Here is a 24,733-nt window from a genome sequence, read left to right as displayed (position 1 = left end):
GCGTCATCGGCGAAGTCAGACCGGATACCGCCAGCGCACAGCAACCGGAGCGTACTGAAGTACGTGAGGATGATTCGCGAAGCTCACCCCTACGGGGCCGTCCTTACGGACGTTCAAAACGCGCTGCGTTTTGTGTGAGCACTGGCAGGATTTGGGCTGACGAGTGAGATAGCCTGAGCAGGAGTAAATATAAGGGACATACTTAGCTATGTTATTACCCTGGTTGATATTAATCCCCTTTATCGGCGGCTTTCTGTGCTGGCAGACCGAACGCTTTGGCGTGAAGGTGCCGCGCTGGATAGCGCTGATTACCATGGGGCTGACGCTGGCGCTCGGTCTGCAATTGTGGTTGCAGGGCGGCTACTCACTGACGCAATCCGCCGGTATTCCGCAGTGGCAATCTGAATTTGTCCTGCCGTGGATCCCGCGTTTTGGCATCTCTATCCATCTGGCGCTCGACGGACTGTCGCTGCTAATGGTGGTGCTGACCGGCCTGCTCGGCGTTCTGGCGGTGCTTTGCTCCTGGCGAGAAATCGAAAAATATCAGGGCTTCTTCCACCTGAACCTGATGTGGATCTTAGGCGGCGTTATCGGCGTGTTCCTGGCTATCGACATGTTCCTGTTCTTCTTCTTCTGGGAAATGATGCTGGTGCCGATGTACTTCCTGATAGCGCTGTGGGGGCATAAAGCTTCTGACGGGAAAACGCGTATCACGGCGGCAACCAAGTTCTTCATTTATACCCAGGCGAGTGGTCTGGTGATGTTGATTGCCATCCTGGCGCTGGTCTTTGTGCATTACAACGCGACCGGCGTGTGGACCTTCAACTATGAAGAGCTGCTGAATACGCCGATGTCCCACGGAGTGGAATATCTGCTGATGCTGGGCTTCTTCATTGCCTTCGCGGTGAAAATGCCGGTGGTTCCGCTGCATGGCTGGCTGCCGGATGCGCACTCCCAGGCGCCGACCGCCGGTTCCGTCGACCTGGCCGGTATCTTGCTGAAAACCGCCGCTTACGGTCTGCTGCGTTTCTCCCTGCCATTGTTCCCGAACGCGTCGGCGGAGTTTGCGCCGATCGCTATGTGGCTTGGCGTTATCGGCATTTTCTACGGCGCGTGGATGGCCTTTACCCAATACGACATCAAGCGTCTGATTGCTTATACCTCCGTTTCCCACATGGGCTTCGTGCTGATCGCTATCTACACCGGCAGCCAACTGGCGTACCAGGGCGCGGTGATTCAGATGATTGCGCACGGTTTGTCCGCAGCCGGTCTGTTCATTCTGTGTGGCCAGTTGTACGAACGTCTGCATACGCGTGACATGCGTATGATGGGCGGCCTGTGGGGCAAGATGAAGTGGTTGCCTGCGCTCTCCATGTTCTTTGCGGTGGCGACGCTCGGGATGCCGGGCACCGGTAACTTTGTCGGCGAATTTATGATTCTGTTCGGCAGCTACCAGGTGGTGCCGGTGATTACCGTGATCTCCACCTTTGGGTTGGTATTCGCCTCTGTATACTCGCTGGCGATGCTGCATCGCGCTTACTTTGGTAAAGCGAAGAGCCAGATTGCCAGCCAGGAACTGCCAGGGATGTCGCTGCGCGAGCTGTTTATCATTCTGTTGCTGGTGGTGCTTCTGGTACTGCTTGGCTTCTATCCGCAGCCGATTCTGGATACCTCGCATTCTGCGATGAGCAACATCCAGCAGTGGTTTGTTAATTCCGTTACTACTACAAGGCCGTAAATCGCCATGACAATAACTCCACAACACCTGATTGCGCTGCTACCGCTGCTGATCGTCGGCTTGACGGTGGTGGTTGTGATGCTCTCCATTGCGTGGCGACGCAATCACTTCCTCAATGCCACGCTGTCGGTCATTGGGCTTAACGCTGCTCTGGTTTCGCTTTGGTTTGTCGGCCAGGCCGGGGCAATGGACGTCACGCCGCTGATGCGCGTTGACGGCTTTGCGATGCTCTACACCGGGCTGGTGCTGCTGGCGAGCCTCGCCACCTGCACCTTTGCCTACCCGTGGCTGGAAGGCTATAACGATAACCAGGAAGAGTTCTACCTGCTGGTGTTAATCGCCAGCCTGGGCGGAATTCTGCTGGCGAACGCTAACCATCTGGCGGCGCTGTTCCTTGGTATTGAACTGATCTCGCTGCCGCTGTTCGGCCTGATTGGTTATGCTTTCCGCCAGAAACGCTCGCTGGAAGCCAGTATCAAATACACCATCCTCTCCGCCGCCGCCTCGTCTTTCCTGCTGTTCGGGATGGCGCTGGTCTATGCGCAGTCCGGCAACCTGTCTTTCGAAGCGCTCGGTAAGAGCCTCGGCGATGGTATGCTGCACGAGCCGTTGCTGCTGGCGGGCTTTGGCCTGATGATTGTTGGTCTGGGCTTTAAACTCTCTCTGGTGCCGTTCCACCTGTGGACGCCAGACGTTTACCAGGGCGCGCCTGCGCCGGTTTCCACCTTCCTGGCGACGGCGAGCAAAATTGCTATCTTCGGCGTGGTGATGCGTCTGTTCCTCTATGCGCCGGTAGGCGACAGCGAAGCGGTACGCGTGGTGCTGGGCATTATCGCCTTTGCCTCTATCATCTTCGGTAACCTGATGGCGCTGAGCCAGACCAACATCAAACGTCTGCTCGGTTACTCTTCTATCTCTCACCTCGGCTATCTGCTGGTGGCGCTGATTGCCCTGCAGAGCGGCGAGATGTCGATGGAAGCGGTTGGCGTTTACCTGGCCGGTTATCTGTTCAGCAGCCTCGGCGCGTTTGGCGTGGTCAGCCTGATGTCCAGCCCGTTCCGCGGCCCGGATGCGGATTCTCTGTACTCTTACCGTGGTCTGTTCTGGCACCGTCCGGTTCTTGCCGCGGTGATGACGGTGATGATGCTGTCGCTGGCAGGTATCCCGATGACGCTGGGCTTTATCGGCAAATTCTACGTGCTGGCGGTCGGCGTTCAGGCCAGCCTGTGGTGGCTGGTCGCCGCCGTGGTGGTGGGTTCCGCGATTGGTTTGTACTACTACCTGCGTGTTGCGGTGAGTCTCTACCTGCACGCGCCGCAGCAACCGGGACGCGATGCGCCGACAAACTGGCAGTACAGCGCAGGCGGTATCGTGGTGCTGATCTCCGCGTTGCTGGTGTTGGTACTGGGCGTCTGGCCGCAGCCGCTGATTAGCCTTGTACAGTTAGCGACGCCGTTGATGTAAGCAATAAGTAAAAACGAAAAACCCGCTTCACGAAGCGGGTTTTTTATTATCTGATGTAATGCGTTGAAATAACTATGGATTGTAGGCCGGATAAGGCGCTTGCGCCGCCATCCGGCAGGTAAGGTCTCAGCGACCAGAATTTAACTTAGCAACTGCCGGCTTACCAACGGGCCGCTGATGTTTTGCGCCGCGCGCTCCATCACTTCCTGTATCACTGAAGAGAGTTCATTGATTTCAAACTTGGCGACGTAGCCGTCGGCCTTCACCTTACGCACATGATCTTCGTTGGCGCTGCCGGAAAGGGAAGAGTGAATAACGACCGGGATCTTTTTCAGCCGTTCATCGGTTTTAATTTTACGTGTTAACGTAAAGCCATCCATCTCCGGCATCTCAAGATCTGTCAGGACCAGCGCGATTTTCTCGCTAATTGGCTTACCTTCGGCCTCCGCTTCCTGCGCCAGTTGCTGGATTCTCTCCCATGCATCCTTGCCGGTTACATGCATCTGGTGCGGAATTCCCATCGCGTTCAGCCCTTTTTCCAGCATCGCGCGGGCGACTTTGGAGTCTTCCGCCACAATGGCTACCGCGCCAGGGGTAATATAAAATTTATTGGTCTTCAGATTGGTGGCGCGCAGATCGTGGCTGGAGGGGACAATATCATAAAGGATCTGTTCGACATCAAGCACCAGCGCCAGATTATTGGTTTCTTTGTCCTCGTCCAGGCAGGCAATACTGGTAATATAACGTCCGTTGACGGCTTTCTCGGCGGTATGTACCTGCTTCCAGTCAAGACGCATAATATTTTCCACCGACTCGACGGCAAATGCCTGTACGCTGCGCGCATATTCGGTGATCAGCAAAATATTCAGCCCGGTTTCCGGCTTGCAGCCCGCTACCGCTGGCAAATCAATCACCGGAATGACCTGATCCCGAATATTGACCATGCCCAATAGCGGCGCTTTCATGCCTGCCGGGCGCGTAAAGGCGGGCATTGGTACGATTTCGCGCAGCTTAAATACATTGATGCCGAACAGCTCTGACTTCTGTTCATGCAGCGATGTACCAAGACGGAATAACAGCAGTTCAAAACGGTTGGACAGGGTTAAATTGGCCCTGTCATCAATATCTTTCTGAAAATTGTCCATCCTCACCTCATTATGAAAGCCTGCCTTTTTTAGTGTTATCGGCAATGAGGACAAAAAATGGAGCGCTAAACCGGGAAAATAGAAAAATCGTAAGCCAGTTCCGTCGCCGGGAAAATAGCGCGGCATTCCGCCAGTAAGCGCTGACAGCCTTTATCGTCATAGCGTGAGCTAATATGGGTCATGATCAGCCGACCGACGGCAGCTTCCCGCGCCAGCGTCGCGGTTTGACGGGTGGAGCTGTGTCCGCGAGCGTTGGCTTTCTCCTCCATTGACGTATCCAGCGTGGTTTCATGGACCATCACATCCACACCTTGCGCCAGCGCGAGGGCGGCCTCGCAGGGCGCGGTATCGCCGAAAATCGCCACTGATTTCCCGGCCACGGCGGGAGCAAGGTAGTCGGCGCCATTGATCTGCCTTCCATCGGCAAGCGTGACGGTTTTTCCTGCCTTCAACGCCTGAAACAGCGGGCCGGGCGTAACGCCTGCGGCTTTTAACGCCCTGGCATTCAGCGCGCCAGGCTTGTCATGTTCAACAACGCGATATCCGTAGCACTCCAGTGGATGCTCCAGCCTGAACGCGGTCACTTTACGCAGACCATCGTCAAGAATATCGCCTGCGCTAATTTCTTCAATTTGCAACGGAAAATCGGTCCATGAACCGCTAAGGCGCAGTGTGGTTGCAATAAACTCACGCACGCCTTGAGGTCCGTATACGGTTAGCGGATGGGGATTCCCCGCCATCGACCGGCTGCATAGCAGACCCGGCAGGCCAAACAGATGATCTCCGTGAAGATGGCTGATAAAAATGCGCTCAAGCTTACCGGGATGAAACGCGGTATTAAGCATTTGATGCTGTGTCCCTTCGCCGCAATCAAAAAGCCATACTCCCGGCTGCGTTGGATGTTGCAGATGTAATAAAATTGCCGTTACATTGCGTGAGCGCGTGGGAACGCCTGCGGACGTACCTAAAAAAATTAATTCCATCTTGTCCATACACGTTTGGTTATCGTTTAACCCAAGATTACCACAACACAGGAGCGCATCATGATTGACTGGCAGGATCTCCACCATAGCGAACTTACCGTTCCTCAACTTTACGCGTTACTCAAATTGCGCTGTGCGGTCTTTGTGGTAGAACAGCGCTGTCCTTACCTGGATGTGGATGGCGATGATTTAGTCGGCGACAATCGGCATATTCTGGGCTGGCATCAGGATGAGCTGGTGGCGTATGCGAGGATTCTGAAAAGCGATAACGAATCAGACCCGGTTGTCATTGGCCGGGTGATCGTCAGCGATGCCTGGCGAGGGGCGAAACTGGGCCAGCAATTAATGGCGAAAACGCTGGAATCTTGTGGGCGGCACTGGCCGGATAAGCCGCTATATCTGGGGGCGCAGGCGCATCTGCAACCTTTTTATGCGCAGTTCGGTTTTATTCCTGTCACCGATGTTTATGATGAAGACGGCATTCCGCACCGGGGAATGGCGCGGGAGGTTCATCAGGCATAAACCGAAACCGTTGACTATAGTTAGGAGCAGGTGTTAACACAACGGAGAATGAGAATGTCATATCAATTTGGTGAATCACGTGTTGATGATGATCTGACTTTGCTCAGCGAAACGCTGGAAGAGATTTTACGTTCCTCAGGCGATCCCGCCGATCAAAAATACATTGAGCTGAAAGCCCGCGCGGAACAAGCGCTGGAAGAGGTGAAAAACCGCGTAAGCCATGCGTCGGATAGCTATTATTACCGGGCAAAGCAGGCCGTTTATAAAGCGGATGACTACGTTCATGAAAAACCCTGGCAGGGTATTGGCGTAGGCGCGGCGGTAGGACTGGTACTTGGGCTGCTGTTGGCGCGGCGCTAAATCCCTCCCACTGAACAGAATTGCAACCCTCCCTAAATGAGGTACTGCTTTTTTAGGGCAGTACCCCGTATAATGTGGGGTTTTTAACAGGGAGGGGCCGCGTGCATTCTATTACTACTGCGCTGGAAAATCTGACGCGTCAGCTATCGCAAGAGATACCGGCGACGCCAGGGCTTTGCGTTTTCGATGCGCCTTTCCCTTTAAACGATGCCTTCGATGCATTGAGCTGGCTGGCCAGCCAGTCATCCTTTCCGCAATTCTACTGGCAACAGCGTAATGGCGACGAAGAAGCTGCCGTTCTCGGGGCAATCACCGTTTTTTCATCGCTCGATCTGGCGCAACGGTTTTTACGTCAGCACGCGCAGCCTGACCTGCGTATTTGGGGGCTGAATGCGTTCGAGCCGAAAGAGGGCTACTTATTGCTGCCGCGGCTGGAGTGGCGACGTAGCGGGGGTACGGCGACCTTACGCTTACATCTGCACAGTGACGTTTCGCTACGCGATGATGCGCGCCAGGCGAAAGCGTTTCTCGCTTCTCTGGTCGGTATTAAGCCTGTTCCGGCGCTGCGCCTTTCGCTCACGAGCGAACAGCACTGGCCGGACAAAGACGGTTGGGTGAAGCTAATTCAGCAGGCCACCCACACCATTGCGCAAGAGGCGTTTGATAAAGTTGTGCTGGCGCGGGCCACCGACTTACAATTCTCCCGTCCGGTCAATGCCGCCGCGATGATGGCGTCCAGTCGTCGTTTAAATCTCAACTGCTACCACTTTTTTATGGCTTTTTCCGCCGATACCGCCTTTCTGGGCTCATCGCCGGAGCGGCTCTGGCGGCGGCGTGAAACGGCGCTGCGTACCGAAGCGCTGGCCGGGACGGTGGCGAACCATCCGGATAACCATAAAGCCTGGCAGCTTGGCGAATGGTTAATGAAAGACGATAAAAACCAGCGAGAAAATATGCTGGTTGTCGAAGACATCTGCCAGCGACTGCAAAATTGCACCCACTCGCTGGATGTGCTGCCGCCGCAGGTGCTCAGACTGCGCAAGGTACAGCATTTGCGCCGCTGTATCTGGACGGCGCTTAATCAGGCGGACGACACGCTCTGCCTGCACCAGTTACAGCCTACCGCGGCGGTCGCCGGGATCCCTCGTGAACCCGCGCGTTGTTTTATAGAACAACATGAGCCGTTCGAACGTGAATGGTATGCCGGGTCGGCAGGCTATCTCTCCACGCGGCAAAGTGAGTTTTGCGTGACGTTACGTTCAGCCAAAGTGACGGCCAATGTGGTGCGATTGTATGCCGGCGCGGGAATCGTCCGCGGCTCCGATCCGGAACAGGAATGGCAGGAAATAGATAATAAAGCGGCCGGGTTACGTACCTTATTGCAGATGGATGTGTAATGAGTCACATATTCCCGACCCATATCAATAATCCATTTTTGCAGCTCTTTATACTTAGTCCCAATGATTGATACCGGACAAACTCATGTCAGTAAGTGCATTTAACCGGCGCTGGGCGGCGGTCATCCTGGAAGCCTTAACCCGTCATGGCGTCAGGCATGTTTGTATCGCCCCTGGTTCCCGTTCCACGCCGCTCACGTTGGCGGCGGCAGAGAATCCTGCTTTTATTCACCATACGCACTTTGATGAGCGTGGGCTTGGTCATCTGGCGTTAGGGCTGGCGAAAGTCAGCCAACAGCCGGTTGCCGTTATTGTCACTTCAGGTACCGCCGTGGCGAACCTTTATCCGGCGCTGATTGAGGCGGGTCTGACGGGCGAGAAGCTCATTTTACTTACCGCCGATCGCCCGCCGGAGCTGATTGACTGCGGCGCCAACCAGGCGATCCGTCAGGCGGGGATGTTTGCCTCACACCCCTCCCAAACGCTGTCGTTGCCGCGTCCCACGCAGGATATTCCGGCGCGCTGGCTGGTGTCGACCATCGACAATGCGCTCGCCATGCTTCATGCGGGCGCGCTGCACATTAACTGTCCTTTTGCCGAACCGCTGTATGGCGATATGAATGACACCGGTCTGGTCTGGCAGCAGCGTCTCGGCGACTGGTGGCAGGATGAAAAACCCTGGCTGCGCGAAGCGCGTCGACTGGAAAGCGACAAACAGCGCGACTGGTTCTTTTGGCGACAAAAACGCGGCGTCGTCGTCGCCGGGCGTATGAGCGCGGAAGAAGGCAAAAAAGTGGCGCAGTGGGCGCAAACTCTGGGATGGCCATTAATTGGCGACGTATTGTCGCAAACCGGGCAGCCGCTGCCGTGCGCCGACCTGTGGCTCGGCAACGCCAAAGCGGTGACCGAACTGCAGCAGGCGCAGATTGTCGTCCAGCTTGGCAGTAGCCTTACCGGAAAACGCTTACTGCAATGGCAGGCAACCTGCGAGCCGGAAGAGTATTGGGTAATCGACAATATTGAAGGTCGTCTGGACCCGGCGCACCATCGTGGACGCAGACTGGTAGCGAAAATCGCCGACTGGCTGGAACTGCATCCGGCGGAAAAACGTAAACCGTGGTGTGTAGAGATCCCGCGTCTGGCGGAACTGGCGTGGCAACGGGTGGTCGCGCAGCGAGACACCTTTGGCGAAGCGCAGCTGGCGCACCGTATCCGCGATTATTTGCCGGAGCAGGGGCAATTGTTCGTGGGCAATAGTCTGGTGGTGCGTCTGATCGACGCGCTGTCACAGTTGCCGGCCGGCTATCCGGTATACAGCAATCGCGGAGCGAGCGGCATTGACGGCCTGCTTTCCACAGCGGCGGGCGTGCAGCGCGCCAGCGCCAAATCGACGCTGGCTATCGTCGGCGATTTATCCGCGCTGTACGACCTTAACGCGCTGGCATTACTACGTCAGGTATCCGCGCCGTTTGTGTTGATTGTGGTCAACAATAACGGCGGGCAGATCTTTTCCCTGCTGCCGACGCCGCAAAGCAAGCGTGAGCGCTTTTATTTGATGCCGCAAAACGTCCATTTTGACCATGCGGCCGCCATGTTTAACCTGCGCTATCATCGCCCGGAAAACTGGGAAGAACTGGAGTCTGCGCTGGCTGGCGCGTGGCGAACCCCGGCGACGACGGTGATTGAGCTGGTGGTAAACGATACGGACGGCGCGCAGACGTTGCAGCAACTTTTGGCTCAGGTAAGCCATCTATGATGTTGCACGCGCAGCACATGCCCGGACAGCCTGGGGCGCCCTCGCTGGTTTTCCTGCACGGTTTTTCTGGCGATTGCCGTGAATGGCAGCCGGTTGGCGAACAGTTTCACGGCTGTTCGCGGCTCTATATTGACTTACCGGGACATGGCGGATCTGCGGCTATTCCGGTCGGCGGATTTGCCGATGTCATCAGATTACTGCGCGCTACGTTAATTAGTTACAACATACTAAAGTTTTGGTTGGTGGGATACTCTCTTGGCGGCCGGGTGGCGATGATGGCAGCCTGCCAGGGAATACCAGGCCTGTGCGGCCTGGTGGTCGAAGGCGGTCATCCGGGGCTGCAAAATGAACAGGCGCGCGCTGAAAGACGATTGTCCGACGGGCGCTGGGCAGAGCGTTTTCGTCGTGAACCCCTGACTGAGGTTTTTCACGACTGGTATCAGCAGCCGGTGTTCGCCTCGCTGACGGCGCAGCAAAGGCAGGCGCTGACGGTGCTGCGTAGCCAGAATAACGGCGAAACGCTGGCTGCGATGCTGGAGGCGACATCGCTTGCCGCCCAGCCGGATTTACGCGAGGCGCTCAACGCGCTGGCATTTCCGTTTTATTATTTATGTGGCGAACGCGACAGCAAATTCCGCGCCCTGGCGCAGGAAGTGGCGGCGACATGCCATGTTATTCGTAACGCCGGACACAACGCGCATCGGGAAAACCCCGCTGGCGTGGTAGACAGTCTGGCTCAGATTCTGCGTCTCTGACTAAAGGACACACTATGATCTATCCTGATGAAACAATGCTTTACGCACCGGTAGAATGGCACGACTGCTCGGAGGGTTACACCGACATTCGTTATGAAAAATCCACCGACGGTATTGCAAAAATCACCATTAATCGTCCGCAGGTGCGCAATGCATTTCGTCCGTTGACCGTCAAAGAGATGATTCAGGCGCTGGCGGATGCCCGTTACGACGACAACGTGGGCGTGATTATTCTGACCGGCGAAGGCGATAAAGCATTTTGCGCGGGCGGCGACCAGAAGGTGCGCGGCGATTACGGCGGTTATCAGGATGACTCCGGCGTGCATCACCTGAACGTGCTGGATTTCCAGCGCCAGATTCGCACCTGTCCAAAACCGGTTGTCGCGATGGTCGCGGGTTACTCCATCGGCGGTGGTCATGTGCTGCACATGATGTGCGACCTGACCATCGCGGCGGAAAACGCCATCTTCGGCCAGACCGGTCCGAAAGTCGGCTCCTTTGACGGCGGCTGGGGCGCTTCGTATATGGCGCGTATCGTTGGTCAGAAGAAAGCGCGTGAAATCTGGTTCCTGTGCCGCCAGTACGATGCGCAACAGGCGCTGGACATGGGGCTGGTTAACACCGTTGTTCCGCTGGCGGATCTGGAAAAAGAGACCGTGCGCTGGTGCCGCGAAATGTTGCAAAACAGTCCGATGGCGCTGCGTTGCCTGAAAGCCGCGCTGAATGCCGATTGTGACGGTCAGGCCGGGCTGCAGGAGCTGGCGGGCAACGCTACCATGCTGTTCTACATGACGGAAGAAGGGCAGGAAGGCCGTAACGCCTTTAACCAGAAGCGTCAGCCTGACTTCAGCAAATTCAAACGGAACCCATAATGCGTAGCGCGCAGGTATACCGCTGGCAGATCCCCATGGACGCGGGGGTGGTTCTGCGCGACAGGCGGTTAAAAACTCGCGATGGGCTGTATGTTTGTCTGCGTGACGGCGAGCGTGAGGGATGGGGAGAGATCTCCCCGCTGCCGGGCTTCAGTCAGGAAACGTGGGAAGAGGCGCAGACGGCGCTCCTGACATGGGTGAACGACTGGCTTCAGGGGAGCGAGGGATTACCGGAGATGCCTTCGGTCGCGTTTGGCGCAAGCTGCGCGCTGGCGGAACTGACTGGCGTCTTGCCGGAGGCGGCGGACTATCGAGCCGCGCCGTTATGCACTGGCGATCCTGACGATTTGGTGCTGCGGCTTGCCGATATGCCCGGCGAGAAAATCGCTAAGGTCAAAGTGGGTCTCTATGAAGCGGTACGTGACGGCATGGTGGTTAATTTGCTGCTGGAGGCGATCCCGGATCTGCATCTGCGTCTGGATGCGAATCGCGCCTGGACGCCGCTAAAAGCCCAACAGTTCGCAAAGTATGTTAATCCGGACTACCGCGCTCGTATCGCCTTTCTCGAAGAACCGTGTAAGACGCGGGATGATTCCCGCGCCTTTGCCCGTGAAACCGGCATCGCGATTGCCTGGGACGAAAGTCTGCGCGAAGCGGATTTCACCTTTGAAGCCGAAGAGGGCGTCAAGGCTGTGGTTATCAAACCTATGCTGACCGGATCGCTTGATAAAGTGCGTGAGCAAGTCGCTGCCGCCCATGCGTTGGGACTGACGGCGGTCATCAGCTCTTCGATCGAGTCCAGCCTCGGCCTGACGCAACTGGCGCGGATTGCCGCCTGGTTGACGCCGGGAACGCTGCCCGGACTGGATACCTTGCATCTGATGCAGGCGCAACAGGTTCGTCCCTGGCCCGGTAGCGCGTTGCCTTGTCTGAAGCGTGATGAGCTGGAACGACTGTTATGACATTCACGGACTGGCCGTGGCGCCACTGGCGTCAGGTTCACAGTCAGGCGCCCGCTCTGCGCCTGAACGATGAAGTGCTAAGCTGGCGCGCCCTCTGCGAGCGTATTGATGCGCTGGCGGGCGGGTTTGCCGCGCAGGGCGTACGCGAGGGCGACGGTGTTCTGCTGCGCGCCGGGAATCAGCCGCGCACTCTGTTGGCATGGCTTGCGCTGATGCAGTGCGGCGCGCGGGTTCTGCCCGTCAATCCGAAGTTGCCCCAGACATTGCTGGAGGCGCTGGTGCCGAAGTTAACGCTGCGTTTTGCGCTGACACTGGAAGGCGAAAACGTATTTTCCGGGTTAACCGCGTTGCAGATACAAAAGAGCACAGCGGCGTATGCCGTGGCCTGGCAACCGCAGCGTCTGGTTTCTATGACGCTGACATCGGGTTCCACAGGATTGCCAAAAGCGGCTGTACATACGTGCCAGGCGCATCTTGCCAGCGCGCAGGGGGTGCTTTCGCTAATGCCGTTTGGCCCTCAGGATGACTGGCTGCTATCGCTGCCGCTGTTTCATGTATCCGGGCAGGGTATTATGTGGCGTTGGCTCTTCGCCGGGGCGCGCATGACGGTACGCGATAAGCAACCGCTGGAGCAGATGCTGGCAGGGTGTACTCATGCTTCGCTGGTGCCGACGCAGCTATGGCGGCTGCTGGCGAATCGGGCGGCGGTGACGCTGAAAGCCGTTTTGCTCGGCGGCGCGGTGATTCCGGTTGAACTCACCGACCAGGCCAGCAAACAAGGGATTCGTTGCTGGTGCGGGTATGGGCTCACGGAGTTCGCGTCTACGGTATGCGCCAAAGAGGCCGATGGTTCGGATGATGTGGGCGCGCCGCTTCCCGGCAGAGAGATCAGAATCGTCGATAATGAAGTCTGGCTGCGCGCCGCCAGTATGGCAGAAGGTTACTGGCGTGATGGCAAACTGATCCCGCTGGTTAATGACGAGGGTTGGTTTGCCACGCGCGATCGCGGCGAGCTGAACCTCGGCAGGCTAACCATCGCCGGGCGGCTGGACAACCTGTTCTTTAGCGGCGGCGAAGGCATTCAGCCGGAGGAAGTCGAACGCGTTATTAACGCGCATCCGCTGGTGCAACAAGCCTTCGTCGTGCCGGTAGAAGATAAAGAGTTTGGCCATCGTCCCGTTGCGGTTGTGGAGTATGCCTCACAGGCCGGAGACGTGAACCTCGCTGAATGGGTTCGCGATAAGCTGGCGCGTTTTCAGCAGCCGGTTCGCTGGTTGACGCTGCCGTCAGAACTGAAAAACGGAGGGATTAAAATATCTCGCCGTGCGCTCCAGCAGTGGGTGTGTGAGAGCTGTAAAAATTAATGTTAGGTTAATATACAACCATTCCATCGCTATTGCCGTTTTGTTTATCCGTTGATGTGTAACGTGTTATGAACAATCAGCGTGAAACGGGGGCGCTATGGAATGGTTGGTTAAGAAATCGCATTATGTCAAAAAGAGGGCGTGCCATGTTCTGGTGCTGTGCGATAGCGGCGGTTCGCTAAAAATGATCGCCGAGGCGAATTCCATGATATTACTGAGTCCCGGCGATATCCTGTCGCCTTTACAGGATGCGCAGTATTGTATTAATCGGGAAAAACACCAGACCTTAAAAATCGTTGATGCACGCTGTTATTCCTGCGACGAATGGCAGAGGTTGACGCGTAAGCCTTCATGATCTGGCGGGCAGAAAAATCAGCATTACCCCCGCCATAATACACAATACGCCGAGCATCGCTTTTAGGCTGAAGGCGCCTTGCAAACCGGGTAACAGCATTGAGGCTACCCAGACAAGCACATAGCTGAGACTCAGCAGCGCATAGGCTTTGCTGAGCGCGAGCGTGTGTAATGTTTTATGCCAGCAGAAGACGGAAACCAGATACCCCGCCAAACCGGCGAATAGCGCCAGGGTCGCGGCATTAAATGCGCCCAGCCCGGAAATAAACGCCAGCGGATGCGCTATCGATGGCAGTCGCATCATGGCGAATCCCAGACTCAACTGGGCGAGGGAGGCAATCGCAACGCTTATCAGTCCCCACATTACGCCCATTATGTCGCACTCCCCAGAATGATAATGCCGCTGATAATCAATGCGACGCCCAACCAGTGGCGGGGCGGAACCTGTTCATGCCAGATTTTCCATGCCGCCAGCGTGACCCAGACAAAATTCAGACTCAACATCGGGTAAGCAATTCCCACCGGCAGGGTTTGTAGCACCAGCAGCCACAGCACCATCGCTGCACCCATGCATACCAGCGCCAGGCCCAGCCATAGCATCAGGTGGCGGCGGCGTCCGCCTGTCGTCAATGGCCGTGTCGCTTGCTTCTGGCAGAGCTGACCGCCAACGCTGAGCAGACTGGCAAGCACCAGAACGATGCCGATCATTTAGGCCGATACTGAATTAACACCAGACGCCCCTGATAATCAATATTGTCCGCAGGGGGAAGGGAAAGAGCGCTGATGTCTTCGTCTTTGTCTATTGAAAGTACTAGCGTAATAATGCCCTCCTGACGATGCTGGTTGAGCCAGGCGTTAAAATCGTCGGCTTTAACGAATTTATCCTGCACATCAGGATAGCTAAGACCATACCTGAGTTCGCCCGCGTGTCCGTAGAGCATAATATCGTCTCGTTTCAGACTCCAGGCCAGCCCGGCGGCGACGCCGACGTTGTCGGCAAGAATATAGCGGCTTGATGCCAAAGGCGCCTGGGTCATTTCGACAAAAAACTGGGGCTGTTTGGACTCCATCACCCTGTCGGGGATGGAAAAGCCGAACAGCAGCGCCAGTCCCAGCGGACAAAACGCGGGTAATAGGTATTTTTGGCTATGACAGAGGCTATACCAGCCCACAAACGCCCAAACAGTAAAGACGCCCCAGACGCAAAAAACTTTATAGGTTTCGATATGCGTCCACACCGGCGATTTCAGCGGGCCCCATGAGGAGACGACAAACGCCGCGACGATCCCGACTAACCCGAACACCAGGTTGATCCCGCCGTTGACACGTAGCGCGGCGACGCCTTCTTTTACGTTATGCAGGACAAAGCGCGCCATGAGTATCGCTATCGGTGCGAAACAGGAAAGAACATAGGTGGGCAGTTTCCCTTTCGCAATGCTGAAAAAGAGAAGCGGCATGATCGTCCATCCGAGCAAATAGAATGCGCCGTTTCGCTCGCGCCAGCCCAGTTTAAGCGCGCCAGGCAGTAATCCCAGCCACGGTAAACTTCCCGCGATCAGTACCGGCAGATAGTACCAGAAAGGGGCCTTATGCTGGGCATCGCTCATGGCGAATCGCTGGATATGCTCCACCCAGAAAAAGTAATGCCAGAAATCGGCTTCGCGTCGCGCAATGGCGATCGCCCAGGGAAGGACAACCACAAAGCAGCTCAAGACCGCTAGCCAGCCGTAAAGCAAAAAGTCCTTCCAGCGTTTCTGGACAATAACCCACGGCAGCACGCTCACCACCGGTACGGCCAGGGCGAGGAAGCCTTTAGTTAATACACCCAGACCGCAGGTTGCGCCCAGTAGTAAAAACATCCCAATCTTGCCCGTTCGGGTCGTGGCCTGCATCCCCTGCCAGAAACAACACATCCCGGCCGTAAGCCAAAGCGCGATCATCGGGTCGAGTACCGCATACGTCCCGATACTGTAAACGGCAAAGAGGGAGAGAAAGATAACGGAGGCGAGCAACGCGGTACGTTTATCCCGCCATAAGCGGAACGTCAGCCACGCCACCAGCGCTGCGGCCAGCAATGTCGTTAAAATAGCGCCAGCCCGCACGCCAAAATTGGTGGCGCCAAAAAGCCACTGACCCAGACTGTTTATCCAGTAACCGGCTATCGGTTTTTCAAAATAACGTAATCCCAGAAAATGCGGCACGATCCAGTCGCCAGACGCCAGCATCTCCCGACTTATTTCGGCATAGCGCGTTTCATCCGGCTGCCAGAGCAGACGGCTATTGACAGGAATAACATAGTAGAGCGCGATAAATGCGGCGAAAGCCAGATAATAGCGTATCGATTTCATCATGAGGCGCTCGCGGCCTGTTGATACCCCAGCCAACCTTCACGGCCAGGGATGTGTCCACGTACAATTTGCCCCAACGGCAGAGACTCAGGCGATGTCGGCAGCAGTTCGCCCAGAGGACAAAAGGTGATCCCCGCGTCACGTGCACGAACGAGCAAATCTTCAAACAGCGGCTGATGGACAATACCTTCGACTTCCGCATGGATGGTATATACCGGCGTGCCTTTGTCCTGCAACATACGGGAGATAATCCAGGTATTGAACGACTGCGCCTGAACGGCGGGGCCGATAACCTCATCCCACGTGGGTAAGGTAACGGGGATTTGCGGCGTCCCTGTCTGGCCCGGCATCAGTAGCGGACGGAATAAGGTGGTTCCACGGCAATCGCTGTTATACCGCAGGTTGAACGGCTCTTTCGCACGAACAACGCGCCCATCCGCTCGCCAGCCGGCCGCGGCTGAGCAGGTGACGGGTTTTCCGATAATGGCCTCAAGCGCCGTTATGCCGCGCGCAATATCTTCTTCAAGCTGGCGGATACTCCAGTGGCCGCTGTGAGTCTGCCACGCATGGTGATCCCAGGCATGTAGTCCCGTCTCATGGTATGTTGCCGTTTCACGAATAATCCCGGCATTGGCGTTGCCGATATTTTTTCCCGGCCAGGCGGTACCGGCCAGCAGGATATCCCAGCCGTAGAGCGAAGCGGCGTTTGAACGTAGCATTTTCCATAAAAATCGTGGTCTTATCAGACGCCAAAGATGACGTCCCATATTGTCCGGCCCGACGCTGAAGAAAAAGCTGGCCTGAACGCCGTGGCGATGCAATGTCGCCAGCAGCCGGGGAACACCTTCACGCGTTCCTCGCAAGGTATCAACGTCAATGCGTAAACCGACTTTCGTCATGATGCGCGTTCCGCGACATCTACGCTGCGCAGGAAGAAGTCCAGCGTTTCTTCAACCGTATCACGCATCGCAATAGACGGTTCCCAGCCCAGACAGCGCCTGGCATTGTCGATACTGGGTTTCCGGTGTGCGACATCCTGATAACCCTTGCCGTAATAACTACGGCTTTCGACGACCTGGAAACCGGCAAACGGTGGGAAATGGCAGCGCAGCGGATGCTTATCAAAACTGTCGAGCAACAGCGTTGCCAGTTCCTGAATACTGGCTTCGTTGTCAGGGTTGCCGATATTAATGATTTTGCCATCGCACCGATCGCCATCATTCACAATAATGCGGAATAAGGCTTCGATCCCGTCACGAATATCGGTGAAACAGCGCTTCTGCTGACCGCCGTCGATAAGCTTGATCGGCGTCCCTTCTACCAGGTTCAGAATCAACTGCGTTATCGCGCGTGAACTGCCGATACGCGCCGCGTTCAGGCTATCCAGCCGCGGCCCCATCCAGTTAAAGGGACGGAAAAGCGTGAAGCGCAATCCCTCTTTTTCGCCATAAGCCCAAATCACCCGGTCGAGAAGCTGTTTGGAAACGGAGTAAATCCAGCGCGGCTTATTCACCGGCCCGACGATCAGATTCGATTTGTCCTCGTCAAAAGAGGCGTCTGTACACATGCCGTACACTTCAGAGGTAGACGGGAAAACCACGCGTTTACGGTATTTCACGCAATAACGGATAATCCGCAGATTTTCTTCAAAATCAAGTTCAAAGACGCGCAGCGGGTTGCGGGTGTATTCAATCGGGGTAGCAATTGCTACCAGCGGCAGTACGACATCGCATTTTTTGACATGATATTCGATCCATTCTGAGTGGATGCTGATATCTCCCTCCACGAAATGAAAGCGAGGGTGGAGCAGGAATCGGCTAATGGCGTTGCTGCCGATATCCATACCGTAGACCTCGTAATTCTCTTCATTCAGTAACCGTTCGGTCAAATGATTGCCGATAAAACCGTTGACGCCGAGGATGAGAACGCGAATGCGACGTTTACCGCTGGTCGCTGGTGGACGGTTCAAACGCGCGCCCGCCACCAGACCAAGCGTCTGTGCAAGCTGCGAGCCTTGTACAGTAATACCGTCTCCGGCCTGGCCGGTAATAATCTCCAGCGCGCCATCGGCGCAGGCGACCCGCAGCGGAGAGACCGAAATTACCGAGCCGGGAAGCGCGCCCTGCGCATCCGGACAAATTCGGGAAGACCAGATAGTGAATTTTTGCGAGCCGTTATAGCTGAACGCGCCGGGCCAGGGGGCGGCTACCGCCCGCACCAGGTTATGCACCGTGGAGACCGGTTTGTGCCAGTCGATAAGGCCATCTTCCGGCCTGCGGCGACCATAATACGTAGCGTCAGACTCACGCTGGGGAACAGAAGGTATATCGCCGCATTTCATGGTGGGCAGGATGCTATTAAGCAACTGGCGCGCGGCCTGACATAGCTTATGATGCAAGGTAAGCGCAACATCGTCCTGCGCAATAGCGACGCGTTGACTGGCGACAATCTCTCCGGCGTCGGCACGTTTGACCATACGATGCAGCGTTACGCCCGTTTCGCTTTCGCCGTTAACCAGAACCCAGTTTAGCGGCGCACGGCCACGATAGGCAGGTAATAGAGAACCGTGCAGATTGAATGCGCCAGCCGGGGCGAGGTGCAGAATTTCTTCGCTTAACAGGTTGCGGTAATAGAACGAAAAAATAATATCCGGCGCAAGCTCAGCGATGCGGTCGACCCAGATAGGATGGTTTACGTTATCCGGCGCATAAACCGGAATCCCTAATTCTGCCGCCAGCCGGGAGACGGAGCCAAAAAAGGTGTTTTCCGCAGGATTGTCGGCATGAGTGAAAATCGCGGCAATCTCATACCCGGCATCCAGTACGGCCTGCACGCCCTGACATCCTATATCGTGATAGGCAAAAATAACGGCTTTCATTGGTGACTTTCCTCAGTAAACGGCGTGCTTTCCGGGTAGATAACTTGTTGAACAAAATAGCGGGGGCGGGCGCGGACATCGTTATAAATGCGACCGATGTATTCGCCCAGCAGTCCCATACCGATGAATTGCGCGCCGATGAAGGTAAACAGAACGGCAAAGAGCATAAATACGCCTTCCGCCGCCCACTGCGGTCCCAGCGCCAGGCGAAGTACAATAAGCAATACCGACAGGCTAAACCCGCCAATGGCGATAACGCTACCCAGCAGGCTCAACAGGCGCAGCGGCGTCGTCGTCAGGCAGGTCACCAGGTCATACATCAGGTTAATGAGACGCATAAAACTGTATTTAGAATCGCCAAATTCACGTTCAGCGTGATGCACCGGGATCTCGGTAGCCCGACGAGCGAAAATGTTGGCCAGAATAGGGATAAAGGTGCTGCGTTCATGGCAGCGCAACATGGTATCGATAATAGGGCGGCGATAGGCGCGTAACATGCAGCCGTAATCGCCCATCGCTTTGCCCGTTGTGCGCTGGATCAGCAGATTAATAATTTTTGACGCCGATTTGCGAAACAGGCTGTCCTGTCGATTCTGGCGCACGGTGCCTACCACATCGAACCCTTCATCGGCTTTCGCCACCAGGCGCGGGATCTCTTCCGGCGGGTTTTGCAGATCGGCATCCAGCGTAATGATAAGATCGCCGCTTACATGGCTAAACCCCGCCATAATCGCTGCATGTTGACCGTAGTTACGGTTGAGTAAAATAGAGATGATATGGCTACCGACCTCCTGGGACGCCTTAACCATCAGCTCCGCCGAGCTATCGTTGCTACCATCATCTATCAATAAAATCTCCCACGCTTTGCCCAGACTCTCGCAGGCGGCGGTGGTGCGTCTTATCAATTCCGGCAGGCTTTCCTGTTCGTTATAGACAGGAATAACTACCGAGACTTTTTTTATGGGGGCGGCGTCAAACATGCTTATTGTCCTGCTATCTGATGAAGGGCGGTAATGACCCGATCAAAGTCACTCTCGGTCATGTCCGGAAAGAGCGGCAGTGAGCAGATCCGCTCGCTGTTCCACTCGGTGTCAGGCAGCGTGAGCGTTGGGAAACGTTCGCGATAATATTTTTGCGTATGCGCGGCGCGGAAATGCAGCCCTGTGCCGATGCCTTTCGTTTTCAGCGATGCCATCAGAGCATCCCGGGTAATACCGCAGCGGGCTTCATCGACCCGGATAATGAATAAATGCCAGGCGTGAATATGCTCCCACGACGGAAGGCTCAGAGGCTGAAAAGGCAGGTCTGCCATTGCCTGGTGGTACTGCGCTGCGATGGCGGCGCGGCGAGCGTTAAGCGCATCCAGTTTCTGTAACTGAGCAAGCGCGATAGCGGCGTTGAGGTCGGGCAAATTATATTTGTAGCCCGGCGCCAGGACTTCCGCTTGTGGCGCGCGTCCACCGCTCTGTCGATCCCAGGCATCAACGCCAAGCCCGTGAAACTTGAGACTGCGCAGTTTATCGGCGAATTGCGGGTTATCCGTGACAACGATACCGCCTTCAGCGCAGGTAATGTTTTTAATGGCGTGGAAGGAGAAAATCGCGGTGCCCCGGGCGCCAATGTGGCGACCTTTGTAGCTGGTTCCTGTCGCGTGCGCCGCGTCTTCAATCACCGGGATGCCATAACGCTCGGCAGGAGCGTAAATAGCGTCCAGATCGGCGGGCGCGCCAGCGTAGTGGACGGGAATAATTGCTTTGGTTTGTGGCGTAATCGCGGCTTCGATATGTTCAGGCGTGACCATCAGCGTATCGCGATCGACATCGACCATGACGGGGGTCGCGCCGAGTAAAACGATTATATTTAGCGTAGAAACCCACGTCATTGACGGTGTAATGACCTCGTCGCCTTCACCAATGCCCAGCGCCATCAACGCGATGTGCATACCGGCAGTGGCTGAACTGACGGCAACGGCATATTGATTGCCTGTTAGCCGACAAAACTCCGCTTCCAGTTCCTGATTTTTCGGGCCGGTTGTTATCCAACCTGAGTCCAGTACGGTCTTAACGGCAGCGAGCTCTTCCGCGCCCATCGCCGGACGAGAGAAAGGCAAAAAGTCCGACATCATTTTTCCTTCAGCCATTGAACGCCGCTTTTCAAATATTTCGGCAATAGAAAAGGGCTTATTTTTTAACGCATTTAGCTGAACCCTACTGGATGAATATTAAATTAACATTAAGAAATTAAGGTGAAGTAAAAATATAATTTTTAATGGAATTATGCTTTGCTTTCGCCGAAAGTTTAAGGCACTTTATGCCTGTCAAAAAGCTGTTTTATGTTTCTGGTCTGGTCTTCCGTCTTTAATCGTATTGCTATTAAGTTAGCTGCACTGTTTGCCTGAGAGGTTAATGTGCTGGCATTTACCCTACGCTTTATTAAAAACAAACGCTATCTCGCGACTCTGGCGGGGGCGTTGGTTATTATCGCCGGGTTGATCTCACAACATGCCTGGAGTGGTAACGGTCTACCGCAGATTAACGGTAAAGCGCTGGCGGCGCTGGCGAAGCAGCATCCGGTAGTCGTGTTATTCCGCCATGCCGAGCGATGCGATCGTTCCGATAATACCTGCCTGTCAGACAGTACGGGGATTACGGTCAACGGTGCGCAAGATGCCAGAGCGCTGGGTAAAGCCTTCAGTGCCGATATACAAAATTACAGTCTCTATTCCAGTAATACGGTGCGTACCATCCAGTCGGCAACCTGGTTTTCCGCAGGCAGGTCGCTTACGGTGGATAAAAAAATGATGGATTGCGGCAGCGGTATTTATGCTTCAATCAATACGTTACTGAAAAAGTCGCAGAATAAAAATATAGTCATTTTTACCCATAATCATTGTTTGACGTATATTGCAAAAAATAAGCGCGGCGTAAAGTTTGATCCGGACTATCTTAATGCGCTCGTTATGCATGCGGAAAACGGAAAACTCTTTTTAGATGGTGAATTTGTTCCCGGCTAGCCGCATGTTAAAAGCGTAAAGACAGCCTGAAGCGGCTGTCGTCATTATAATAACCCTTTCAATGCTAATGTGTGGCGTGTCGCTACATTCAAATCATACAGCGCCAGTTCTTCTGGCTTGACCCAGGCGTAGTCCTGAAATTCGTCGTTAATACATATATCGCGATTAGCGGAAACACAGTCGAAGATGAGATAAATCATATAAATCTCTTCTTGTCTGCCATCAGCGTAGGTTTTAACGCGGATATCGTCGCGGAAGGTCCACGGCGTAATATCGCTCAGAATCAGTTGCTCGCCGAGTTCCTCCCGAATCTCCCGACGCAGCGCCTCTTCAATACGTTCGCCTGGCTCGACCCCGCCGCCCGACAGCGCCCACTGACCGGGAAAGACGCCGCGGTTGTCGGCCATTTTGCACAGCAGATAACAGCCATCATTTTGAATTAATGGGCAAACTATAGTTCGTTGACGCATAAGTCGCTTCCTTAAACCACCAGGTCATCAGCTTAACAAATCGTTCTGCGAAATTCTTTGTGAAAAATGGAAGTGATAACGCAGACTGCGTTTTTTGTTAATCCAGTTGATGCAGGCGTCGCCATGTGATGGCGCAATGATGCGGCATGGCGAAAGTAGTATTTCGTTACAATATGTTTTTGGAATGGTTTCTTAGTGCATTGATTCCTCAGCGTCTGGCAGTACAATTCTGCCGTTTTGGGGAGTTTTTCTTTATGTGCTTGCTGGAAAGGGTAAAAATGAAAAAAAGCATATTATTAGGTTTTGCCGGAATGCTGTTCGTTTCTGCATCGGCGCAGGCCATCAGTATTAGCGGCCAGGCGGGCGAAGATTACACCAACATTGGCGTGGGTTTTGGTACGGAATCGACGGGACTGGCGCTAAGCGGCAACTGGATGCACAACGATGATGATGGCGACGCTGCGGGCGTTGGTCTGGGGCTGAACATTCCGGTGGGACCGCTGCTGGCGACGGTCGGCGGTAAAGGTATTTATACCAATCCGAAAGACAGCGATGAAGGCTATGCGGCGGCTGTCGGCGGTGGGCTACAATGGAAAATCGGCAACAGCTTCCGTCTGTTCGGCGAGTATTATTATTCACCAGATTCGCTGTCCAGCGGTATCGACAGTTATGAAGAAGCGAATGCAGGCGCGCGTTTCACCATTATGCGCCCGCTGAGCATTGAAGCCGGTTATCGTTACCTGAACCTGGCGGGTAAAGACGGCAACCGCGATAATGCGATTGCTGACGGCCCTTATGTTGGCGTAAACGCCAGTTTTTGATGCTAACGGCGCGGCAATCGTCGCGCCATATTCCTCCTTTTCCCGTCATTCTTCTTTCCACGTCATATTCGTCTTTGCGTTATAGTGTTTTCATCATAAGAGCAGGAGAACACAATGCTAAATGTGGAAATGCTATCCACCGGGGATGAGGTGTTGCACGGACAAATCGTTGACACCAATGCCGCCTGGCTGGCTGATTTTTTCTTTCATCAGGGCGTTCCGTTATCACGGCGAAATACGGTAGGCGATAATCTGGACAGTCTGGTCGCTATCTTGCGTGAACGCAGTCAACATGCTGATGTTTTGATTGTTAATGGCGGGTTAGGGCCGACCAGCGATGATTTAAGCGCGCTCGCCGCGGCAACGGCAAAAGGCGAAGGATTAGTACTGCACCAGGCGTGGCTGACCGAAATGGAACGTTACTTTCAGCAGCGTGGTCGCGTGATGGCGCCGAGCAACCGTAAACAGGCGGAACTGCCTGCCAGCGCGGAGTTTATTAATAATCCGGTCGGCACTGCCTGTGGATTTGCGCTACAGCTCAACCGCTGCCTGATGTTTTTCACCCCCGGCGTACCGTCGGAATTTAAGATTATGGTGGAGAAGGAAATCTTACCGCGGTTACGCGCGCGTTTTTCGCTGCCGGAGCCGCCGCTTTGCCTGCGGTTAACGACTTTTGGACGTTCAGAAAGTGACCTCGCGCAGCGTCTCGATTCACTGCCGTTGCCGCCCGGCGTGACGATGGGGTATCGCTCATCAATGCCGATCATTGAACTGAAGTTGACCGGCCCGGCGACGCAACGGGAGGCGATGCTGGCGTTATGGCCAGAGGTCAAACGGGTTGCCGGGCAGAACCTGATTTTTGAAGGTACGGAAAATTTGCCGGCGCAAATAGCCCGCTGCCTGCAGGAAAGGCAGTTGAGTCTGACGTTGAGCGAGCAATACACCAGCGGTTTACTGGCGCTACAGCTTTCCCGCGCCGGGGCGCCGGTTCTTGCCAGCGAAGTCGTTCCTTCTCAGGAAGAGACGCTGGCGCAAACGGCGCACTGGACGACAGAACGACGCAGCAATCATTATGCCGGTCTGGCGCTGGCCGTGTCGGGGCTGGAAAACGAACATCTTAATTTCGCGCTGGCGACGCCGGATGGCACGTATGCCTTACGCGTGCGTTTTAGCGCCAATCGGTATAGTCTGGCAATACGTCAGGAGGTCTGCGCGATGATGGCGCTAAATATGCTGCGCCGCTGGCTTAATGGCGAGGTCATTACCAGCGAGCATGGCTGGATAGACGTGGTTGAATCATTGACGGCATATACCCAAAATAATTCGAGTTGCTTAAAGGCGGCAAGGGAGTGAGTCCCCAGGAGCATAGATAACTATGTGACTGGGGTGAACGACAAATCTGCCGGGAGCAGATTTGAACGTCGCGTGCGACGGCCCGTCAGGGCGAGGCCCATGGATGGGCCGAGTAATCCGTAGCCAACACATAAGCGACTTGAAGTATGAAGGGTATAGAACTTTTAGTGGGAAGGCC

The 24,733-nt window shown here is 55.2% G+C and carries 24 protein-coding genes; 14 read left to right on the top strand and 10 right to left on the bottom strand.

Translation table 11 applies throughout. The features are described 5' to 3' along the window. Positions 1-208: 208 nt before the first annotated feature. A complete protein-coding gene (nuoM, locus tag ACLD11_RS08530) occupies positions 209-1,738 on the top strand; it encodes an NADH-quinone oxidoreductase subunit M (protein ID WP_000926430.1) in 1,530 nt (509 codons plus the stop codon). Positions 1,739-1,744: 6 nt separating this feature from the next. Continuing rightward, positions 1,745-3,202 (top strand): NADH-quinone oxidoreductase subunit NuoN, encoded by a 1,458-nt coding sequence (gene nuoN, locus ACLD11_RS08525; RefSeq protein WP_000156669.1) that lies wholly within the window; start codon positions 1,745-1,747, stop codon positions 3,200-3,202. Positions 3,203-3,342: 140 nt separating this feature from the next. Here nuoN and ACLD11_RS08520 read toward each other — a convergent pair whose 3' ends face one another. Beyond that, entirely contained in the window at positions 3,343-4,347 is a 1,005-nt protein-coding gene (locus ACLD11_RS08520; RefSeq protein ID WP_411010749.1) for a chemotaxis protein, read from the bottom strand. Positions 4,348-4,412: 65 nt separating this feature from the next. Continuing rightward, on the bottom strand, positions 4,413-5,330 hold the full coding sequence (gene rbn, locus ACLD11_RS08515; protein ID WP_411011487.1) for a ribonuclease BN: 918 nt from the start codon (positions 5,328-5,330) through the stop codon (positions 4,413-4,415). A gap of 60 nt (positions 5,331-5,390) precedes the next feature. Here rbn and ACLD11_RS08510 point away from each other — a divergent pair, with 60 nt between their 5' ends. The 9 genes from ACLD11_RS08510 to pmrD all read left to right on the top strand — a co-directional run bounded on the left by ACLD11_RS08510 (position 5,391) and on the right by pmrD (position 13,673). After that, a complete protein-coding gene (locus ACLD11_RS08510) occupies positions 5,391-5,852 on the top strand; it encodes a GNAT family N-acetyltransferase (protein WP_080108212.1) in 462 nt (153 codons plus the stop codon). A 54-nt stretch (positions 5,853-5,906) separates the two neighbouring features. Then, positions 5,907-6,212, top strand: coding sequence for a stress response protein ElaB (elaB, locus tag ACLD11_RS08505; RefSeq protein WP_001519663.1), 306 nt, complete (start codon positions 5,907-5,909; stop codon positions 6,210-6,212). 101 nt (positions 6,213-6,313) lie between these two features. After that, positions 6,314-7,609, top strand: a complete 1,296-nt coding sequence (gene menF / locus ACLD11_RS08500; protein WP_000555675.1) for an isochorismate synthase MenF — start codon at positions 6,314-6,316, stop codon at positions 7,607-7,609. Between the two features lie 85 nt (positions 7,610-7,694). Next, on the top strand, positions 7,695-9,365 hold the full coding sequence (gene menD / locus ACLD11_RS08495; RefSeq protein ID WP_000116392.1) for a 2-succinyl-5-enolpyruvyl-6-hydroxy-3-cyclohexene-1-carboxylic-acid synthase: 1,671 nt from the start codon (positions 7,695-7,697) through the stop codon (positions 9,363-9,365). Then, positions 9,362-10,120: a 2-succinyl-6-hydroxy-2,4-cyclohexadiene-1-carboxylate synthase gene (gene menH, locus ACLD11_RS08490; protein WP_219557941.1), complete on the top strand. Its 759-nt coding sequence runs from the start codon at positions 9,362-9,364 to the stop codon at positions 10,118-10,120. Before menD ends, menH begins: the two co-directional genes overlap by 4 nt. Before the next feature lie 14 nt (positions 10,121-10,134). Beyond that, positions 10,135-10,992 (top strand): 1,4-dihydroxy-2-naphthoyl-CoA synthase, encoded by an 858-nt coding sequence (menB, locus tag ACLD11_RS08485; RefSeq protein WP_000640013.1) that lies wholly within the window; start codon positions 10,135-10,137, stop codon positions 10,990-10,992. After that, the gene (gene menC / locus ACLD11_RS08480; RefSeq protein WP_411014787.1) at positions 10,992-11,954 is read left to right on the top strand and encodes an o-succinylbenzoate synthase; all 963 of its coding nucleotides are present in this window, start codon (positions 10,992-10,994) and stop codon (positions 11,952-11,954) included. The genes menB and menC overlap by 1 nt, the downstream gene beginning before the upstream one ends. After that, the gene (gene menE, locus ACLD11_RS08475; protein ID WP_411014786.1) at positions 11,951-13,318 is read left to right on the top strand and encodes an o-succinylbenzoate--CoA ligase; all 1,368 of its coding nucleotides are present in this window, start codon (positions 11,951-11,953) and stop codon (positions 13,316-13,318) included. Before menC ends, menE begins: the two co-directional genes overlap by 4 nt. 97 nt (positions 13,319-13,415) lie before the next feature. Then, positions 13,416-13,673, top strand: a complete 258-nt coding sequence (gene pmrD, locus ACLD11_RS08470) for a signal transduction protein PmrD (RefSeq protein WP_000455132.1) — start codon at positions 13,416-13,418, stop codon at positions 13,671-13,673. On the opposite strand, the gene arnF is transcribed toward pmrD, so the two are convergent. The 7 genes from arnF to arnB are packed head-to-tail and all read right to left on the bottom strand — an operon-like array spanning position 13,668 to position 21,020. Continuing rightward, the gene (arnF, locus tag ACLD11_RS08465; RefSeq protein WP_000538692.1) at positions 13,668-14,045 is read right to left on the bottom strand and encodes a 4-amino-4-deoxy-L-arabinose-phosphoundecaprenol flippase subunit ArnF; all 378 of its coding nucleotides are present in this window, start codon (positions 14,043-14,045) and stop codon (positions 13,668-13,670) included. The two genes, pmrD and arnF, sit on opposite strands and share 6 nt — an antisense overlap. After that, positions 14,045-14,380 (bottom strand): 4-amino-4-deoxy-L-arabinose-phosphoundecaprenol flippase subunit ArnE, encoded by a 336-nt coding sequence (gene arnE / locus ACLD11_RS08460; protein ID WP_411014785.1) that lies wholly within the window; start codon positions 14,378-14,380, stop codon positions 14,045-14,047. Before arnE ends, arnF begins: the two co-directional genes overlap by 1 nt. Further along, a complete protein-coding gene (gene arnT, locus ACLD11_RS08455; RefSeq protein ID WP_411014784.1) occupies positions 14,377-16,023 on the bottom strand; it encodes a lipid IV(A) 4-amino-4-deoxy-L-arabinosyltransferase in 1,647 nt (548 codons plus the stop codon). Before arnT ends, arnE begins: the two co-directional genes overlap by 4 nt. After that, complete coding sequence (gene arnD, locus ACLD11_RS08450) at positions 16,020-16,919, bottom strand: 4-deoxy-4-formamido-L-arabinose-phosphoundecaprenol deformylase (protein ID WP_411014783.1); 900 nt, start codon at positions 16,917-16,919, stop codon at positions 16,020-16,022. The genes arnT and arnD overlap by 4 nt, the downstream gene beginning before the upstream one ends. Next, complete coding sequence (gene arnA / locus ACLD11_RS08445) at positions 16,916-18,898, bottom strand: bifunctional UDP-4-amino-4-deoxy-L-arabinose formyltransferase/UDP-glucuronic acid oxidase ArnA (RefSeq protein WP_411014782.1); 1,983 nt, start codon at positions 18,896-18,898, stop codon at positions 16,916-16,918. The genes arnD and arnA overlap by 4 nt, the downstream gene beginning before the upstream one ends. Further along, positions 18,895-19,878: an undecaprenyl-phosphate 4-deoxy-4-formamido-L-arabinose transferase gene (arnC, locus tag ACLD11_RS08440; protein WP_411011482.1), complete on the bottom strand. Its 984-nt coding sequence runs from the start codon at positions 19,876-19,878 to the stop codon at positions 18,895-18,897. The genes arnA and arnC overlap by 4 nt, the downstream gene beginning before the upstream one ends. 2 nt (positions 19,879-19,880) lie before the next feature. Then, positions 19,881-21,020, bottom strand: coding sequence for a UDP-4-amino-4-deoxy-L-arabinose aminotransferase (arnB, locus tag ACLD11_RS08435; RefSeq protein ID WP_411011513.1), 1,140 nt, complete (start codon positions 21,018-21,020; stop codon positions 19,881-19,883). Between the two features lie 285 nt (positions 21,021-21,305). Here arnB and pmrG point away from each other — a divergent pair, with 285 nt between their 5' ends. Continuing rightward, the gene (pmrG, locus tag ACLD11_RS08430) at positions 21,306-21,911 is read left to right on the top strand and encodes a lipopolysaccharide core heptose(II)-phosphate phosphatase PmrG (protein ID WP_411011481.1); all 606 of its coding nucleotides are present in this window, start codon (positions 21,306-21,308) and stop codon (positions 21,909-21,911) included. A 44-nt stretch (positions 21,912-21,955) separates the two neighbouring features. Here pmrG and nudI read toward each other — a convergent pair whose 3' ends face one another. After that, positions 21,956-22,381 carry a nucleoside triphosphatase NudI gene (gene nudI, locus ACLD11_RS08425; RefSeq protein ID WP_001249902.1) on the bottom strand — a complete coding sequence of 142 codons (426 nt, stop codon included), beginning with the start codon at positions 22,379-22,381 and terminating at the stop codon, positions 21,956-21,958. A 278-nt stretch (positions 22,382-22,659) separates the two neighbouring features. Here nudI and ACLD11_RS08420 point away from each other — a divergent pair, with 278 nt between their 5' ends. Both ACLD11_RS08420 and ACLD11_RS08415 read left to right on the top strand, forming a co-directional pair. Then, on the top strand, positions 22,660-23,202 hold the full coding sequence (locus tag ACLD11_RS08420; RefSeq protein ID WP_001670658.1) for a YfaZ family protein: 543 nt from the start codon (positions 22,660-22,662) through the stop codon (positions 23,200-23,202). Positions 23,203-23,316: 114 nt separating this feature from the next. Continuing rightward, positions 23,317-24,555, top strand: a complete 1,239-nt coding sequence (locus ACLD11_RS08415) for a nicotinamide mononucleotide deamidase-related protein YfaY (protein WP_411011480.1) — start codon at positions 23,317-23,319, stop codon at positions 24,553-24,555. The last annotated feature ends 178 nt before the right edge of the window (positions 24,556-24,733 follow it).

This window comes from Salmonella sp. 741265116_PST (genome assembly GCF_046567715.1).
GTDB classification, from domain to species: Bacteria; Pseudomonadota; Gammaproteobacteria; order Enterobacterales; family Enterobacteriaceae; genus Salmonella; species Salmonella enterica.
Note: the sequence above shows the minus strand (reverse complement) of the source record. Positions and strands in the feature narration are given on the sequence as shown.

Coding starts and splice junctions, on each gene's coding strand:
- nuoM (WP_000926430.1), top strand. CDS start 209: ATGTTATTACCCTGGTTGATATTAATCCCCTTTATCGGCGGCTTTCTG.
- nuoN (WP_000156669.1), top strand. CDS start 1,745: ATGACAATAACTCCACAACACCTGATTGCGCTGCTACCGCTGCTGATC.
- ACLD11_RS08520 (WP_411010749.1), bottom strand. CDS start 4,347: ATGGACAATTTTCAGAAAGATATTGATGACAGGGCCAATTTAACCCTG.
- rbn (WP_411011487.1), bottom strand. CDS start 5,330: ATGGAATTAATTTTTTTAGGTACGTCCGCAGGCGTTCCCACGCGCTCA.
- ACLD11_RS08510 (WP_080108212.1), top strand. CDS start 5,391: ATGATTGACTGGCAGGATCTCCACCATAGCGAACTTACCGTTCCTCAA.
- elaB (WP_001519663.1), top strand. CDS start 5,907: ATGTCATATCAATTTGGTGAATCACGTGTTGATGATGATCTGACTTTG.
- menD (WP_000116392.1), top strand. CDS start 7,695: ATGTCAGTAAGTGCATTTAACCGGCGCTGGGCGGCGGTCATCCTGGAA.
- menH (WP_219557941.1), top strand. CDS start 9,362: ATGATGTTGCACGCGCAGCACATGCCCGGACAGCCTGGGGCGCCCTCG.
- menB (WP_000640013.1), top strand. CDS start 10,135: ATGATCTATCCTGATGAAACAATGCTTTACGCACCGGTAGAATGGCAC.
- menC (WP_411014787.1), top strand. CDS start 10,992: ATGCGTAGCGCGCAGGTATACCGCTGGCAGATCCCCATGGACGCGGGG.
- menE (WP_411014786.1), top strand. CDS start 11,951: ATGACATTCACGGACTGGCCGTGGCGCCACTGGCGTCAGGTTCACAGT.
- pmrD (WP_000455132.1), top strand. CDS start 13,416: ATGGAATGGTTGGTTAAGAAATCGCATTATGTCAAAAAGAGGGCGTGC.
- arnF (WP_000538692.1), bottom strand. CDS start 14,045: ATGGGCGTAATGTGGGGACTGATAAGCGTTGCGATTGCCTCCCTCGCC.
- arnE (WP_411014785.1), bottom strand. CDS start 14,380: ATGATCGGCATCGTTCTGGTGCTTGCCAGTCTGCTCAGCGTTGGCGGT.
- arnT (WP_411014784.1), bottom strand. CDS start 16,023: ATGATGAAATCGATACGCTATTATCTGGCTTTCGCCGCATTTATCGCG.
- arnD (WP_411014783.1), bottom strand. CDS start 16,919: ATGACGAAAGTCGGTTTACGCATTGACGTTGATACCTTGCGAGGAACG.
- arnA (WP_411014782.1), bottom strand. CDS start 18,898: ATGAAAGCCGTTATTTTTGCCTATCACGATATAGGATGTCAGGGCGTG.
- arnC (WP_411011482.1), bottom strand. CDS start 19,878: ATGTTTGACGCCGCCCCCATAAAAAAAGTCTCGGTAGTTATTCCTGTC.
- arnB (WP_411011513.1), bottom strand. CDS start 21,020: ATGTCGGACTTTTTGCCTTTCTCTCGTCCGGCGATGGGCGCGGAAGAG.
- nudI (WP_001249902.1), bottom strand. CDS start 22,381: ATGCGTCAACGAACTATAGTTTGCCCATTAATTCAAAATGATGGCTGT.
- ACLD11_RS08420 (WP_001670658.1), top strand. CDS start 22,660: ATGAAAAAAAGCATATTATTAGGTTTTGCCGGAATGCTGTTCGTTTCT.
- ACLD11_RS08415 (WP_411011480.1), top strand. CDS start 23,317: ATGCTAAATGTGGAAATGCTATCCACCGGGGATGAGGTGTTGCACGGA.